General features: G+C 67.9%; 15 protein-coding genes. 8 read left to right on the top strand and 7 right to left on the bottom strand.

Features of this window, described 5'->3' with window-relative positions; genetic code table 11:
* Positions 1-467 precede the first annotated feature (467 nt).
* Positions 468-953, top strand: a complete 486-nt coding sequence (locus tag ACQP2Y_RS12920; protein ID WP_433727638.1) for a hypothetical protein — start codon at positions 468-470, stop codon at positions 951-953.
* Positions 954-996: 43 nt separating this feature from the next.
* Here the strand turns inward: ACQP2Y_RS12920 and ACQP2Y_RS12915 are convergent, their stop codons facing one another.
* The 3 genes from ACQP2Y_RS12915 to ACQP2Y_RS12905 form a co-directional block, all read right to left on the bottom strand.
* Positions 997-2181 (bottom strand): AI-2E family transporter, encoded by a 1185-nt coding sequence (locus ACQP2Y_RS12915; RefSeq protein ID WP_433727636.1) that lies wholly within the window; start codon positions 2179-2181, stop codon positions 997-999.
* Between the two features lie 57 nt (positions 2182-2238).
* On the bottom strand, positions 2239-2898 hold the full coding sequence (locus ACQP2Y_RS12910) for a Bax inhibitor-1/YccA family protein (RefSeq protein ID WP_433727633.1): 660 nt from the start codon (positions 2896-2898) through the stop codon (positions 2239-2241).
* Positions 2899-3013: 115 nt separating this feature from the next.
* Positions 3014-3868 (bottom strand): M48 family metallopeptidase, encoded by an 855-nt coding sequence (locus ACQP2Y_RS12905; protein ID WP_433727631.1) that lies wholly within the window; start codon positions 3866-3868, stop codon positions 3014-3016.
* Positions 3869-4057: 189 nt separating this feature from the next.
* On the opposite strand from ACQP2Y_RS12905, the gene ACQP2Y_RS12900 reads away from it, so the two are divergent.
* Positions 4058-4885: an alpha/beta fold hydrolase gene (locus ACQP2Y_RS12900; protein WP_433727629.1), complete on the top strand. Its 828-nt coding sequence runs from the start codon at positions 4058-4060 to the stop codon at positions 4883-4885.
* Between the two features lie 1057 nt (positions 4886-5942).
* Here the strand turns inward: ACQP2Y_RS12900 and ACQP2Y_RS12895 are convergent.
* Both ACQP2Y_RS12895 and ACQP2Y_RS12890 read right to left on the bottom strand, forming a co-directional pair.
* Entirely contained in the window at positions 5943-6422 is a 480-nt protein-coding gene (locus ACQP2Y_RS12895; RefSeq protein ID WP_433727627.1) for a DUF7144 family membrane protein, read from the bottom strand.
* Between the two features lie 391 nt (positions 6423-6813).
* A complete protein-coding gene (locus ACQP2Y_RS12890) occupies positions 6814-7077 on the bottom strand; it encodes a carbamoyltransferase N-terminal domain-containing protein (RefSeq protein WP_433727625.1) in 264 nt (87 codons plus the stop codon).
* Positions 7078-7161: 84 nt separating this feature from the next.
* Between ACQP2Y_RS12890 and ACQP2Y_RS12885 the strand changes: the two genes are divergently transcribed.
* The 5 genes from ACQP2Y_RS12885 to ACQP2Y_RS12865 all read left to right on the top strand — a co-directional run bounded on the left by ACQP2Y_RS12885 (position 7162) and on the right by ACQP2Y_RS12865 (position 14562).
* A complete protein-coding gene (locus tag ACQP2Y_RS12885; protein WP_433727622.1) occupies positions 7162-7629 on the top strand; it encodes a hypothetical protein in 468 nt (155 codons plus the stop codon).
* Between the two features lie 534 nt (positions 7630-8163).
* Positions 8164-8700: a zinc ribbon domain-containing protein gene (locus ACQP2Y_RS12880; protein ID WP_433727620.1), complete on the top strand. Its 537-nt coding sequence runs from the start codon at positions 8164-8166 to the stop codon at positions 8698-8700.
* A 610-nt stretch (positions 8701-9310) separates the two neighbouring features.
* Complete coding sequence (locus tag ACQP2Y_RS12875; protein WP_433727617.1) at positions 9311-9943, top strand: hypothetical protein; 633 nt, start codon at positions 9311-9313, stop codon at positions 9941-9943.
* A 356-nt stretch (positions 9944-10299) separates the two neighbouring features.
* The gene (locus tag ACQP2Y_RS12870) at positions 10300-13323 is read left to right on the top strand and encodes a S8 family serine peptidase (RefSeq protein ID WP_433731925.1); all 3024 of its coding nucleotides are present in this window, start codon (positions 10300-10302) and stop codon (positions 13321-13323) included.
* Between the two features lie 609 nt (positions 13324-13932).
* The gene (locus ACQP2Y_RS12865; RefSeq protein ID WP_433727615.1) at positions 13933-14562 is read left to right on the top strand and encodes an IS6 family transposase; all 630 of its coding nucleotides are present in this window, start codon (positions 13933-13935) and stop codon (positions 14560-14562) included.
* Between the two features lie 67 nt (positions 14563-14629).
* Here ACQP2Y_RS12865 and ACQP2Y_RS12860 read toward each other — a convergent pair whose 3' ends face one another.
* Complete coding sequence (locus ACQP2Y_RS12860) at positions 14630-15232, bottom strand: hypothetical protein (RefSeq protein ID WP_433731923.1); 603 nt, start codon at positions 15230-15232, stop codon at positions 14630-14632.
* Positions 15233-15270: 38 nt separating this feature from the next.
* Positions 15271-15651, bottom strand: a complete 381-nt coding sequence (locus ACQP2Y_RS12855; protein WP_433727612.1) for a hypothetical protein — start codon at positions 15649-15651, stop codon at positions 15271-15273.
* A 56-nt stretch (positions 15652-15707) separates the two neighbouring features.
* Between ACQP2Y_RS12855 and ACQP2Y_RS12850 the strand changes: the two genes are divergently transcribed.
* Positions 15708-15929, top strand: a complete 222-nt coding sequence (locus ACQP2Y_RS12850) for a hypothetical protein (protein ID WP_433727610.1) — start codon at positions 15708-15710, stop codon at positions 15927-15929.
* The last annotated feature ends 47 nt before the right edge of the window (positions 15930-15976 follow it).

Genomic DNA, 15976 nt, shown 5'->3' with positions numbered 1-15976 from the left:
CTCCCCGCAATGCCGACCAAGCGGCACTGCCGCGTCGGGCACCCTCCGCCCCGGCCGCGACCGCACGCCGGTTCACCCGCGTGCCCGCCGTACGCAGGCCATAGCGGGAGTACCTTCCCGCTTCCAGCAACGCCTCCAGCGCCCTGCCGGCGGCGATTCCCACCTCGAGCTCTTGCCGCTTCGACATCACTGCACCACCCTCCATCGAATTTGTGGCACAGCCTGTGCCCGGGCGGCCGTTTCAGCATCGTCCGGCCGGGATGACAAGCCCTGCTGGCATGGCCCCGGCCTGCCGGGGGTGACAGGACAGGTCCGACGCCTTGTGCTCAGCAGGTCAGCCGCAACCGGGCAAGAGTCGGTCAGCACGGCAGCTGCCGGCGCCGGGGATCTCTCAGTCGTCGCGGATGACGCGCACGACGGCTCCCGCGGGCAATTCTTGGCGCAGCATTCGCGAGGAGGTCCCCACCATGCTGTCCATCGTCACCGTCGCCGTCGTCCTGCTGCTCCCCGCAGTCGCGGTGATCATCCTGAGTGCGTTGAACCGGTGGCGGTTCGCACGGGCGAAGGACTCCTTCCCGTGCAAGGCCCGCGCCCTCGACGAGCCGTCCGGTCTCTGGCCGCGCCTGGGACGGGACTGGCCGCGCCGCCGGGTATGGGCGCGGTGGGTCGCCGACGTCCTGGTCGTCCGCCAAGGGCTGCTGGGCAGCCGCTCGGTCACGCTGAGGGTCGACCCGGCGGAGGGCGGAATCCGGCACGTGCCGGCGGCCGAGGTCCGGCGCTGTGGCCGCTACCCACTGGCGATGTGCCTGCGGTTGCCGGACGGATCACGGGTCGAACTGGCCGCACCGGGCAGCGCGCGGATCGCGATGGTCGGGCCCTTCCTCGCCGCCGCCGTCCACGCCCTCCCTCAAGCTCCCTCCGGCCGCCGGCGAAGTCCTCGCCAGAACGGCTGAGTCCACGATCGATCGGCCCGCACCGGCAGCCTGTCGGCGGTTGTCACGCCTTCGCGATACCGAGCGACCCGCCCGCGTCATCAGCCACCCGCGTGGCCTGCCGCTGCCCCCGCAGGGTCCGCAGCCAGGACACGACGATCGCGGCGAGCGGCGGCGCGATGAAGACCCCCACGACACCCCCGAGAATTCCGCCGGCGACCGTGGCCGCGAGAATCGCCAACGGATGCATGTCGAGGGCCGCGCCGAAGGCCACGGGCCTGACCACACCTTCGAGCAGGTTCTGGGTCACCAGCACGACGGCGAGCATCCACAACGCGGTGTCCACACCGCCCGCGCCGAGTGCCACCATCACTGTGAAGATCGCCGATATCCAGGCGCCCAGGTACGGCACATAGGCCGTGGCGAAGGTGACCAGCACGATGACCAGAACCAACGGCAGCCGCAAGACCACGGCCGCTCCGCCGATCACCACCGCGTCCAGAGCCGCGACGACGGTCGTCCCGACGACGTAGCGGCGCAGGCGCACGCCGCCGTCCGCCACCATCAGCCGGACCGTGTCCGCGGGAAGGGAGAGGCGACCGGCGATCCCGGCACCGAAGCGAGGCCCGTCCAGCAGCAGGAAAAACAGCACGTAGAGGGCGATCAGCACGGTGAACACAAGCGCGGCGAACGCCGCCGCTCCGCTCAGCACACCGCCGGCCAGCCCGAGCAGCACCTCCTGCCGCTGCGACGCGTCCACCACCGGGGTCAAAGGATCGACGCCCGTACCTGAGCGCAGCGACTCCGCGGCAGTCTCGACGGTCTGCGCCCAGACAGCGCTCTGCCCCCGCAAGCCCACGACGACCACGACGACGAGCGCGGAAACCACCGCCGGGACAGCAAGCGTGGCGATGACGGCGGCCGCCACCCGATGAACCCGATGCCGTTGCAGCCAGGCAACCCACGGCTGAAGCACCGCCGCCAGCACCACGGCGAAGATCACCGGCGTGGCAAAGGGCAACACGACACTGATCGCCACGATCACTGCGCCGACCCCGACGACCGTACCCGCGACCATCCAGCCGGACCAGCCGATCCGGGCCAACCATCGGGGCACGACATCGGGACCGGGGCCACCGGGCGTGTTGTCGAACCGCCCGTTCACCGCGACTTTGTTCGCCGGACGCGGCGACGCGGCGGCGGGATGACCATCCTCAATGCCTTTGTCGTTCACGAACGCACCTTTCAACAGGGCTGGCGGCCTGCCCGCCGACCGGCGCCACCACGGTGGGTGTGCGCTCACGCGTCAGCGGTTCCCGCCCCGGAAGATCCGCAGGAAGAACAGGAACACGTTGAGGATGTCGAGGAAAATGGACGCTGCCAGCAGTGGCGCGGCGTCGACGTCGGTGGAGCGCCGCAGCCGCTGGAAGTCGAACATGATGAAGCCTGCGAAGATCACCAGGCCGAGCACCGAGTAGATGAGCGATCCGTACGGGATGCTCACGAAGATCAGCACGATGCCGAGGACGAGCAGGGCCACCAGCGCACAGAAGCAGATCCGGGCCAGCGCCGTGAGGTCGCGGCGGGTCGCGTACCCGGCCGCGCCGAAGGCGGCGACGAACAGCGCCGTCGCGGTGCCGGCCTGCCAGAGCGCCTGCGGGTCGGTGCCGGCGTAGTAGACCAGCGTCGGCGCGGTCGCCACCCCGATGAGCAGGCCGAACGCCGCGAGCAGCCCCACCGTCGTCTGCCGTGATCTGCGGACGCTGAACTGCATGGCGATCAGCGTGGCGAACGCCGCGAGATAGGCGATGAAGGCGACACCACCGGGAAGATTGCGACCGAGGTACGCGCCGAGGGCGAACAGGCCGGTGGTCACCGCGACGTAGCCCATCGTCTGAGCGAACAGGGTGTTGGTGCGGTCCCGGGCGGCGAGCCCGGCCGGTCGGTACGCGTAGGTGTCGTCCATCGAAAGCCCCCCGGAGGTCCAGAGTGGTCTGGCCACAATCTGGGCCAGCACGATCACGAAGACACCCTCCGCCGGGGATGAATCCCCGAGAAGGCAGCTGAGGGCCGAAGCCGGATCAGACTGTGGTCTCCGACTCGACGCCGCGGACCTGGGCATGGAACATCCCCAGCCGGAACAGACGTTCCAACCGGCGTACCGTGAACGGGTGTGACATCGGCAGCTGCGCCAGCTCGACCCAGAACCCACGCAGCTGCTGGCCCTGCCGGACCAGCTGCGCCACGTCGGTGACGTGCTCGGTGTACCGGCCGGAAGCGAGCAGGACCAGTCCGGGCGCGCCGAGCGGTTCGAGATGGGCGCCGTGCCGGTCGCAGGAGTACTCGCGCAGCCGGGACAGGGTCGGGCCAAGCACCGGAATCCGCTCGGAGTAGGCGACCGACAGCTGGTACCAGAGTGAGACGTGATGCAGCCGGATGTGGCCGAGCTCGTGACCGAGGATGAAGCGCAGCCCCTCACGGTTGCTCTCCCGCAGGTTGGCGAACAGTTCGTTGGCGATGACCACGTAGTCGTGGCCGGTGGCCTGGGCGGCAAAGGCGTTCAGGGTGCCGTTGCCGTTGGCCAGGAACAGCTGCGGCCGGCGCGACAGTCCCAGGCTCTGGGCGAAATCATCCATGGTCCGGTACAGGTCACCGAATTGGCGGGGGGACAGCTCGACCGCCGTGCCACGGATCACCGCCCGCTGCGTCTCACGGATCACCACCAGCGCCGGGGCCAGGAGCAGTAATCCGATGAACGCCGAACGGATCACCGGGCCCCACCCCGAGTCCCGCACTTGGTCCGGCAGGAGGGGCAGAGCAATCGCAGCCTGCAGGATCAGTCCGATGATCATCACGTTCAGGATCACCATGAACACGTAGAAGGGCAGCTCGGCGGGATGCCGCAACCGGCCGCTCTCCCGTGATGACGTCGACACGACGGTCCTCCTGTCCTCGATCCGCCGCCGACGATCCGGCACACGGGCGGGGTCGTGCCTCACCCCGCCGGAGTGAGCACGGCGGCGGGCCGGATCGCCGTCGAGGCGGCTTGACGTGATCAGGACTTCCCGAGTGCTCATCCGTTCCGGGTGGGGCGCGCGCACACCTCCCTCCGTCACGGTGCAGGCATGGCAGAGGCGGGCTGGCAAGAGCTCCGGGTCGTGGTCCAGGGACGTCCGGTCTTCGTGCGCAAGAGTCCACAGATCCGCGGCTCGATCCCGCTCGTACACGTACACGGTTTCGCGGTCTCCGGCAGCTACCTGCTGCCGACCGCCAAGGCGCTCGCCAACCGGGCGACGACGTTCGTTCCCGACCTACCGGGCTATGGACGAAGCCCCGGCTGGGGTCACGCCCTGGGGATCCCGTCGCTGGCCCGGCTACTCCTCGAGGTCCTCGAGGCGCTCGACGTCGGGCCGGTGATTCTGGTCGGCAACTCGATGGGCGGCCCGGTATGCCTGGAGGTCGCGCACAGCGCACCCGCACACGTGGCCGGCGTCGTGCTCTGCTCGCCCGCGGGCGGAATGTACAACCAGCCGCTCAGCCGGGCAGTCGTGCAGCTTGCTCGTGACGTCCGGCGCGAGAGCCCACGAATGGTCCCCGTCGTGCTGCCCGACTACCTGCACTTCGGTCCCGTGAACGCCCTGCAGCTGTTCGGCGAGCTCGTGCGGTTCCCGTCGCTCGAACGCGTCCTGCGGACGCCGGTGCGCACGCTCGCCGTGATCGGCAGCCGCGACCCGCTCATGCCGCCGCCGTCGCGCGTACGGGAGGTCGGTCGCCTGGCGCCGCCGCACGTGACAATCGCGGTGATCAGAGGCGCTGCGCACGCCATGAACTTCAGCCATCCCAGGGAGCTCGCCCACCTGATCGGCTGCTGGCTCGACCGCCGAGAAGTAACTGACGACCCCGACCAGCCAGGCCTCGCTCAAGTCATGGAAGTACGTCGAAGAGACATGTGATCCTGCGCAGGGCGCACGACCACGGCCACGGCCGCGGCCGCGGATCACTGTCGAGCGCGCCCAGGCCGTGTTGCCAACGGAAGCTGGTGAGCCGGCCGTGGAGCAGCGCCATTCCCAACACGGGCCACGCCTCCCGCCTGCGACGGGTTGCTAGAGCGTCTTCCAAGTCGTCGGGCGCAGCCTTGTGCTTGTGTCGCGTGACGTGATCTCTGATGAGGCGTGGGCCGTGCTCGGGCCTCTGTTTCCCGCTGTGAAGGCTATGGGCCGTCCGCCGGCAGACCGAAGCACGGTGGTCGAGGCGACGGCGTAGCGGTTTCGCACCGGGGCGCCGTGGTGAGATCCGCCCGAGCGATTCGCGAACTGCAACACGATCCACAAGAACTCGACCGCTGGTCGAAGAGCTGGGCCTGGGGTCGGGGGCCGGCAACTGCGTCCTCGCGGCGTCCTGGTCCCCGCGCACGCTGAGCAATACCGCCTGCCCGCCCAGCCACTGATCTCCCGCCGCGTCGCCTGGCCCTGCCGGCCACACGCGAAACGTCTGTTGGAGGCCATCAGCACCATCCCGCGCGTCACAGACGCCATCGTGGTCGGTGAGTGCGAACGTGCCTTCCAAGGGCGCCAGCTCGATCAGCTGGCACTGCTGCTGCGCCGTCATGGTGTGGCGCTGTGGCTACCGGAAACTTACGGGCCCGTCGACTTCGACAGCCCACGCCAGCTGGCTCTGCGGGATCTGCTCGGTGTCCGCTCGCAGCGGGAAGTGTCGCGGGCACGGCACCGGGTCATCGCCGCAATGCGCGCCCAAACCGAACTGCAGGGCCGACGGCTGGGCGGCCGAGCAGCGAGGGTTCGCAGTGCAGCCGAACGACGGGATCGTCGAACGCCGTCTCGCCTGGTTGACTGCGCGCCGTCACTCGACTCGCGAGTATCCAGGAACATCTCCACGCCCAGGATCACAACCTCGGCTCCCCGGGGACCGTGCGGATGGATTGGCTTTACCGCCGATGCACCGCGGGAGGACGGCAGCCGTCCATTCCGTACCGGCGTATGGCCTCTGGAATCACCTCACCCTGGGCTGCAGATCCGTCTCCTGGACCAAACTCCCGGCGCTGCGCGGCGTGCCGCCGGTAGCATTCCGCAGGCTGGGCAGGTCGTCGCGGTCCTGCGACCACCGGGCCGTCAACGCGAACAGCATCGCTGTGTCCAGCCCGATCATCAGCGACGCCCATATCGTGTACGCGTCGAGCCAGGCGACCTGTGAGGTGGCATGCAGGAGGATCAGCACGATCGCCGCGATTCGCGCCCACGTTCGCCGGGCGAACACGCTGGCACCGGTGGCGATCAACAGCACGCCGGACAGCAGGACTGTCCATCCCCAGGCGGTCACGTTGTCGACGACGACGTTGTCGGAGAACTGCACCACTTCTTTGTCCGAGATCAACGCCACGACACCCCGCGCGACGTTCAGCATGCCGACCAGTCCGAGCAGCGTGCCGGCAAAGGAGATCCAACCGGCCCATGCCTTGTCGACGTCGGCCATCGGGGTTCCTCCCATGCGTTATGGATCAGTTGAGGCCATCCCACCCGCCTCCGGAGCTGGGCGGCTCATCCGGCACGGATGACGCTTGGCACCGGCGCGCACCCCGAAGACGGTTCACTTTCCACGGACGCGTATCGACCGAGACCAACAAGACCCGCAGGCATCCAAGGCCTGGCAACTTCACGGGCTCGTAGCCTGATCGAGCCCGCCGGCGGCGAGGTCGTCGCCGAGTTCTTCGACATCGGGCTCTCCCGCTCGCTGCCATGGAGCGTCGACCCAAAGCGCTGCGCCTGCTCGCCACGATCAAGAGCTCGGCGCGGGACTTCGAGGCAGTCGTCATGGGTGAGTCACAACGCCGGGTGCACTGCACCCGACGCCTGACCCGCCAGCATTACGTGGTCAGCCTGCTCACCAACGGGCCGCTGGAGTCCCGCCGGCGGGTGTTCCACCAACTGGCCGACTTGAGGCCGGCCTCCTTGAGGCACCAGGCCGCGGACAGTTCCGGCCGCTCCCAGGCCGAGAACGGCACCGGGCGTTTTCCGTGTTTGCGCCGGCTGTACCGCTCTTCTTCTTCCGCCGCCGCGACGACACGCCCGTCGACCACCACCGCGGCAGCGGGGTCGTGGAAGATCGAATTGATTCCCAGCACCCTCACGGTGCGCGCTTTACCCGGGAGGTACGGTCTGGTCAATAGGCTTCCATCTATCGAGGAGTGAATATGCTCTTGCGATCAGTCCGTATGTTCGTCGCCGCCGCGTTGTCGATCGTGGCCATGCTGGCCGCTTCACCTGCGGTGCCGGCCGCGGCAGCCGAAACCGTCCGGCAGTATCAGAACCAGGGTGACCCGGACGCCTCCGAAAACTGTCAGACCGCCACGTCGTACGCCGGCTATCAATGGGGCGGAGTGCGCCTGTGCGCCTACCGCTGGGGCGCACACGTGTGGAGCGGCGGAACCATCCAGATCTACGTGGTCGGCACCGATCACAAGGTCTGGACCAAGTGGCGCAACCCGAACGGTTCGTTCAGCGCCTGGCAAATCCTCAGAGACGGGAAGGTCCGCCCGGGCGAACACTGGAGCATCGAGGTCACGCGGATAGAGGGTGAACCGCTGCTGCGGGTGATCGGCGACGAGGCGGCCGAACGGCGCTGGTGCATCCGCCGGGGCATCGACTCGAGCTGGGGCCTTTGGGGCCTTTGCACGACCTGACGTCCGGTGGCCGGCCGGTGACGGTGCCGCGGTGACGGTGCCTTACGCGTCGGTGGAGGGGTTGTGCACAGGCGTCGCTCGCTCAGTCGTTCGAACTGGCGCTCGTCGACCGGGTGCTCGTCGACGAGCTGTCGGCGGCGTTGCTGGCCGCTAAGCTGGGCAGCAACGCCTGGTAACGCAGGCCCTACGGGTGCCCTGGTAACGCCTCCCTCAACGGGGTGCCGGCACGGTGGCGCGCCCGCGCCGGGCCCGATGTCCCTGTGGACGGCATGACCCGATACACCGACACGCAGCAGCGGACCAGCGGATCGCATTGGGCCATCTCCGCCACACCGAGTCATCCCGCACTAGTCAGCGAGGTCGACTTCGTCGCCGTCCAGAAGATCCATACCGCGCCAGCTCCGATTGACGGAGGTGTTCGCTGCTACATGCTCACCGAGAACTACGGCCAGGCGCCAAGAGCAGCCGCCCGGCTGGGCTGAACCGTCCCGCGGCTGGAATCCGCGCGAGCAGTGGGAAGTCTCGCCGCCAGGGGTGCATCAGGCGCTGGTCAGTGAGGCGACCTTCGTCGCGGCGCAACACATCACCGCCCTCGCTATCCCGGACGATGCCAACCCACACCGCTACCAACTGACCGGCCTGGTGATCTGCGGGCTGTGCGGGCGCCGGGCAGAAGGGCACTGGGCACACGGACGAGCCCGCTACCGGTGCCGACACGGCTACACCAGCGCCAGCGACGCTCAGCCACACCGGATGAAGACGCTCTACGTGCGCGAAGACCAGGCCCTTGCCGAAGCCGGTGAGCAACTGGCGCACCGCCTCGGCACAAACCGGAACGCAATCCCCGACCCCGGTGTGGCCGGCCAGCTACGCAGCCGAGGCATAGCGATCGTCTGCACACCGGTAAGCATCAACCTGGACACCGGTCCCGCCCAGGCCGCTGGGCAGGACGACCCCGATGCTCTGGACGTTGCCGACACGGGGCAGCTGTCACTGCCCGGAATCAGCATCCCGCAGGCCCGACCGGCAATCAAAAACCCCCAACGCGATCATCCGCCGAAACGTGAATGATCGTGGTGGGGGTTAACGTGTCCGAGGATCGACACAAACCAATACCCCATCGTTGCCGGTCATTGACCTCGAACTGATCGTAGCCTGACCGCTCGATTGCTGGACGCATTGCTCGCCACCGCAACACCCGTGCAAAGGTGAGATCAAAAGCCAGTCGCCGGCCCCTCGCGGTGACTGGCCAAGATCCCACCTGCATCTCGACCCCTGTGGTGTCGCCGCCCGAGATCACAAGCGGCGTACTTGCCGGCTCCAGCGCTGCGCACCTCCCGCGGGCAGCCGGTCGACCCGCGGAGCCGCCCTGAGCTACTTCGTCGCGCGGCGGCTGGCGCGTGCGCGCCTTTGTCGGCGGCAGGAGAGTGCGCACTCCGATTGCAGCGGATGGGTAATACGATGGACATATGAGAACCCGGGCAGGCCTCGCAGCGTTTGGCGGCCTCTTCATTCCCCTGATGGCGCTGGCCACCATTCTGCTCATGTTTGCGGGGATCGCTAATTCCAGTTTCGGTCAGGCCAAGGGATTGGACACGGCCTATGTACACGGGGAAGCCAATGTGCGGCCATGCCCTCGAATAGAGTGTGACCCTACTGAACGTACACCCAGGGACGTCAAGTGATCGTGGTTGCAAGGGTGGCCGGCGACACCGTATACGGCAACAATGAGTGGTACGAGGTTCGCTATGGCTCCGAAACTCGGTTCATCCACAGCTCGTTTCTGTCGGCGACCAGCTTTGCCTCTCTCGGAGGGATCGAGCTAGCACTGGACCTGTCCGTGGGCTGCGTCATCGCCGTCCTGTTCTTCCTGATCAGATGGGGACGCTTGCGCCGGGTGGCGGCGGCTGACGAACGTTCCGTCGATGCCTTCCTCTTCGGATCTGTCGCTGCCGTCGGAATCTGCACGGTGTTCTTCGGCTTCTGGCTGAGTCAAATCAGCGGCCAGCCCCCTTTACCGTTCTTCTCAGACGTTTTCACCAACCTGGGCGCGGGATTCGCCGGAGCCGCCGTCACCTTCGTGCTTTTTTCGAGTCTACTTTCGTATCGATCGGTCAGTCCGAAGCAGTTAGACGCGATGATGAAGAAGGTCGATGATATGCACGAGAGCCTTTCATCTGAGATTGCCGAACTTAGCCGCGCGTCCTCCCGCCAGCCGGAACCGGCGAGCAATGGCGCCTCCACGGGAGGCACCTTGTCGCGATTCAGGCGCTTAGTCGACCGCTTCTTGACGAATTGGTCAGGACGCAGATGATTCAACACCGAGCGCCGAGGGTGGCATCGGCTCGGCATGATCGGGGGTGCACTCCACTCGGCAGTTGAGGGCGCGGTTGCGCCCACGGTGATCACGTCGCGCAAAATGCTCCGTGCATCGGACACCTCAGCGACCGGTCGAGCCGGTTGTGGTGGTCGGCCGTCGTCTCGCTATTGCTCAAGGCCCGTTCGGTAGCTCGGGCTGTTTCAGCTGATCCCTCAAGTCACAGTACCGAGAGACCGAACATGACTCTCGCAAGCTGACGCCTCGCTCCCGGGCGCGTCTGAGGCCCATGGTGTGTGAGGGGTTCGATGTTCATGTCGGCATTCTGGTCGGCGGCGGTGTCGATCGCGTTGGTGCTGTCCGGTCATCCGGCGCCCCGTACAGCGCGGGCCGCCGACGCGCCAGCTGAGGGCGTCGTGTACGGGACCACTGCGGCAGACGTCGTTCCGGGCCAATACATCGTGCTATTGCGACGTGACCGGGTCTTCGCCCAGGGCGTCGCCGCGACCGCCCAGTCGCTCGCCGGGCCCTCGGTTTCCCGGGTGTTCGGCCACGACGTGCCCGGCTTCACCGCGATCATGACGCCGGCCGCCGCCCAGCGGCTCGCCGCGCATCCCGCCGTTGCGATCGTGGAGCAGGACCGTATCGTGCGGACGGCAGCCACCCAGCGAAGCGCCCCATGGTCTCTGGACCGGATCGACCAGCGGTCTCGGAGCCTGTCGAGGACCTACACAGCGTCAGCGTCCGGCGCCGGCGTGCGGGCGTACGTCATCGACACCGGAATTCGGCTCGGGCACCGCGAGTTCGGTGGCCGAGCCAGCTACGGGTACGACTTCGTCGACGACGACCGATCCGCCAATGACTGCGCCGGGCACGGCACCCATGTAGCGGCCTCCCTCGGAGGCGCGAAATTCGGCGTCGCGAAGAAAATTCGCCTGGTGGCAGTGCGCGTCCTTAACTGCGACGGCGAAGGACGGCTGAGCCAGAGCATCGCCGGCGTCGACTGGGTGACAGAAAACGCAATCCGGCCGGCGGTGGCCAACATGAGCCTAGGCGGCAGCTCCAGCCCTGCGCTGGACCAGGCCGTCGCCTACTCGATCGAAAACGGCATCACCTACGTCGTCGCGGCCGGCAACGAAGACCAGAATGCCTGCTACGGCAGCCCGTCTGGGCTAAGCCCAGCCATCACCGTCGGAGCCACCGACAAGGCAGACCGGCGCGCGTCGTTCTCCAACTACGGGTCATGCGTCGACATCTTCGCCCCCGGCGTCGCCATCACGTCAGCGACCGCGCGCAGCAACACCTCCACCGCCACCTGGGACGGCACGTCCATGGCCACCCCGCACGTCGCCGGGGCGGCCGCCCTGATTCTCGCCGCCCACCCCTCCTACAGCCCCGCGGCCGTGCGATCCGCGCTGGTTCGCCAGGCAACCACCGGGAAGGTTGCTGATCGAGCCGGGTCACCCAACCGGCTGCTGTACGTCCCGGCCTCTCCGGCGGCGCCGGCCATTGCTACAAGGTCTCTGCCCACTGCTTCCGACGGTGCGCCGTACACGACGCAGCTCAAGCTCAAGGCCGCACGCACCGGCTCGTGGAAGATCGTGGACGGCAAGTTCTTGCCCGGCCTCACGCTCTCCAGCAACGGCGTGCTGTCCGGCACGCCGACCGGCGTCGGCTCACGCACGATCACGGTCGCCTTCACCGACTACGTCCCGCAGACCAGCACCCGTACCCTCACCTTGACGGTCGCGGCCGACCCGCCCGTGATCGCCACTCGCCGTCTCGCCGCAGGTACCTACGGGGTCGCGTACCGCTCCCAGCTCGCCACCGAGGACCGGCGTGCTGGCACCTGGTCAATTATCAAAGGCGCGTTGCCGACCGGACTGGCGATGAGCACGGCCGGCTTGATCGTTGGCGTTCCGACCGCGGCGCAGACCCAATCTGTCACCGTGCAGTTCCGCGACAAGCGAGGCCGCACGGCAACGGCGACTCTGTCGTTGCTGATCGCCCATGGGGCGGCATTGATCACGACCGCGACGCTGCCGGCCGGTACCGAAGGACGGGCGTACACAGCCCGTCTCACCGTCGCCGACGACCGGCCGGGCACGTGGAGTGTCAGCGCCGGTCAGCTGCCTGCCGGGTTGACGCTAGCCGCCGACGGAACCATCAGCGGGATCCCGGCCGGTGCCACGACCGCGCAGGTTGGGTTCGCCTTCACCGACACCATGGGGTACCACGTCATCCGTACGATTGCCCTCGCCGTCAACCCCACTCCCTCCGCGTTGATCAGCCGTGGCGCCTACGGTGACGCCGCCGGAACGAGCAGCGTCGGCGCCGCTGTATCCGGCGACGGTCGATATGTCGCGTTCCTCTCGGCGGGCCGCGTCCTTGACGGCGTCTGGAACTCGACTCAACTGTGGCTCTACCGCCGCGACACTGTCACCGGCACCACTGTCCGCATCAGCAACCGCCCGATCGTCGCCGACCGCGTGACGATCTCCGATGACGGCCGCTACGCCGCCGTCACCGCCAACAACGGCAACTACCACCTCGGGATCTTCCGCATCGACTCGCAAACCGGCACGGTCGTGCAGGCCGACCAGACGGCTGGGGGACCTGCGCCGGCTTGGACTAGTACTGGAGCCGTGAGCTCGGCCGACGGGCGGTACGTCGCCTTCAGTTCCGACACCCGTAACTTCGGCGCGAACACCGGGCAGACCAACGTCTATATACGAGACATGAACGCCGCTCAGCCGACCCTGGTCAGCGTCGCCGCGGACGCCCGCGGTACGGCAAACGGCACCTCGCCGGCCATCTCGGCCGACGGGATGCTCGTCGCATTCGTGTCCACCGCCGCGCTGGTCACCGACGACACCAACGGCGTCGCGGACATCTTCGTCCGCGACCTCGCCGCCGGCACAACGACCCGCGTCAGCCGCAACCCCGCAGACACCGAGCGGACCGTCGCGTCTGACGCACCGGCAATCTCCCCGGATGGCCGCTACATCACCTACAGCGGCAACGACGGCGTCTTCCTCTACGACCGCAGCACAGGCGCCACTTCCACGATCGCACCCGCCGTACACGCCACCGGCACCACGATTTCGAGTCACGGCGCGCTGGTCGCCTTCGCAACCGGAGCTGCGGCGGAGGCCGGCGATCTCAACGGCATGTCCGACGTCTACCTGTGGTCCAACGACACGTCTCAGCTGCGCCGGGTCAGCACACCACCGCAACAGCCCCAACGCGCCGCCGGCCGGTCGATCGACCCTCAGCTGTCGGCGGCCGGCAAGCTCATCTTCCTGACCCAAGCCGCCCTGTCGCTCGACAACGCGGACACGAACAACGACTGGGACGTCTACTTTCAGAACACGTAGCGCGACGTCGGCAATGATGAGGCGTTCGCCTCGGTTGGAAGCGGGTGGGACTATCAGCAACGATGCCGCGGAACTCTGGGCCAGCCTCGAGGGCGGTAACCCATCGGGCTCGCGGCCCGGCCGTCGGGACGTCATGTTGACCGACAACTCGGCGGGCGGGCCCCTGTCCGGACAGACAATCGGTCGACGCGTCAGGGCGCTCAGCTCAGCACTCACGTCACGACGTGGAGGGTCCTGATGGCCTCCGATGACGCTCCCGCAACGGCAAAGGTCATGCGAGGCAGGAGAGGAAGCACAACCCGAAGTCGCCGCCTGTCGTTCCCACAGGAGTGCGGCCGAGCCGCCACGCCATCATCGATGCCATCCAAGCCGTGAATGCCGAACCTTGAACCAACGGCAAGCGAGACGGCAACGGACGGGCGCTAGCCGACGCGACCCGCCGGCGAGGTGGCGTCTGGACCAACATGACCAACGAAGACTCCCACCGAGCTCAGGCAGCGCTGCAAGGCCTGGTGACAGGCAGGGTCGAGCGCAGAACTCCAGGCACCGCGCAGCAGCCGCTTTCCCCATCGCGATCAGCTCGACAATCTAGCGACCCGAAGTCCGGCGGTGCGCTGGTACCTGCGCTACGGCCTGTCCTACCGCGACGTCGAAGAACTGGTTGCCGAACGCGGGATCGAGGTCGATCACGTGACGGTCTACCGGTGGGTGCAGCGCTTCACGCCACTGCTGGTCGATGCCGCGCGGTTCGTCCGGCACTCACCCGGCGATCGGTGGTTCGTCGATGAGACGTACGTGAAGGTCAATGTGATCTGGCGCTATGTCTACCGGGCGATCGACCAGCACGGCCAGGTCATCGACGTGCTGGTCTCGATCCGCCGGGACGCCCAGGCGGCGCGGCGGTTCTTCACCCGGGCGCTGCGCACGCTGAAGGTGATCCCGAGCGAGGTGGTGACTGACGCCGCACCGGTCTACCCGGCTGTTCTCGACGACGTGCTGCCCTCGGCCTGGCATCACGTCGAGCAGTACGCCAATAATCCGGTCGAGGCCGATCATGCGCAGCTCAAGCGCCGGCTGAGACCAATGCGCGGCCTCCAAACAGATCGGACCGCACAGATCGTGATCGCCGGGCATGCCTTCATGCAGAATGTGCGCCGCGACCACTACGAACTCGGAGTCGACGTCCGCCCCGCACTGCGGGTCGCCGCAGCATTCACCGAACTCGCCGACGCGATCTGACGAGCGTGTCCGGCCGGCTCAGAGTGTCTGCTGATCCGGTAACGCAACAGACCCCCGAGGACGACAATCAGCCGCAGCCGGCGCCCCCGGTCATGCCTATCCGCCCCAAGGGTCGACGATGACGCCACGGCGCGAACCGCGCACTGTGGTCGCCGATGACTTCGGCTGGCCGCGCCGGTCTACCTGTCGACACAGCTGAGGGAAGGAGGCATCGGCCAGCGCGATGACCTCGGCCTTGATGCCATCGGACGATCCCGAGGTGGGCTAAGCACCAAAACACCTCGCTTGCGATGGCGCCGGTCGGCCTCGCATCCGCGCCTCGAGAGCGTCTGCCGCCCCCCACCAACTGCGCCACGGCACGGTTTCCGACGCTGGACTGCAACCGCTGTACGCCTGCCCGGTGCATGCCCGGCTTTCGAACGGCACCTCGCTCAGCGCGACGACACGGGGCGCCGCCGTCCTCGGGCGGGTACACGTCGATGATCGTCAGGCGAACCTGGTCCACGCCGGTGGCCTTAACCCTGATCCTCTGCTCGCCCGGGGAGTTGGCCAGCTGGTACGGCACGCAGGTGCCGTCCGAGAACGACAGCTCGATGCGGCGCGGCCGCGCCTGCAGGGTTCGCCGATTGTTACCCTCGGCGAGCCCCGAGCGGATCGCGACCCGCTCCACCGACGCGGGATTCACGAACGGGACGAGCAGGTCCGATGTCACCCCGGACCGGGTGCATGGCTTCCCCTCCGCGGCGCGCTTCCCCACGGGGACCGCCCGGGCTTGCCCCGCGTCGCCGTCCACGGCGTACCGGAGGTCGAAGCCTGCTGCCGTTTCATCGCCGGTTCGGTGGTCAACCCGGCGGTATCGATCGGCACCGCGACGTAGTCCAGGCGCAGCAGGGAGTCCAGCCGCTCGTACGCCGCTGCCCACATGTCCTTGTCCCACGAGCCTCCATCGAAGACGTCGTGCTGTTCCGGGCCAACCCGCTGCGGCCCGGCGAGACCTCGTCGAACGGCGGCGAGGTGTACGCCGTACGCCCGCCGGCTGCTGGCCGCCGACGGGCCGGTCACTGCGGTGATCTTCGACAACGACGTCATAGCGGTGGCCGCCGAGCAGGATCTGGTCCAGTCGGGCGGCCCGGGTTCCGGGCCGGATGAGCCTGCTCGGGTACGACGACTCGCCGCTGTGCGAGCTGGCGGACCCACCGTTGTCGGTGCTGAGCATCGACGTGCATGAGCATGGGGTCCTGCTGCTGGGCCGGGTGGTCCTGGACGTCCTCGCCGGCGCACCCCCACGCGTCCACGCACGGCCCGCGTTCCGGATACTGCGCCGCGGGAGCACCGGCCCGGCTCCCGCGACGCTCCCGCACCGGTGAGGAGCCGCGCAGTTCGGTCATGACCGGCTACGGCTCGCTGGCCCAGG

Origin of the sequence: Actinoplanes sp. CA-051413, from assembly GCF_050955795.1 — a bacterium.
Classification (GTDB): Bacteria; Actinomycetota; Actinomycetes; order Mycobacteriales; family Micromonosporaceae; genus Actinoplanes.
The sequence above is the reverse complement of the archived record's forward strand: the minus strand, read 5'-3'. Positions and strand labels throughout refer to the sequence as shown.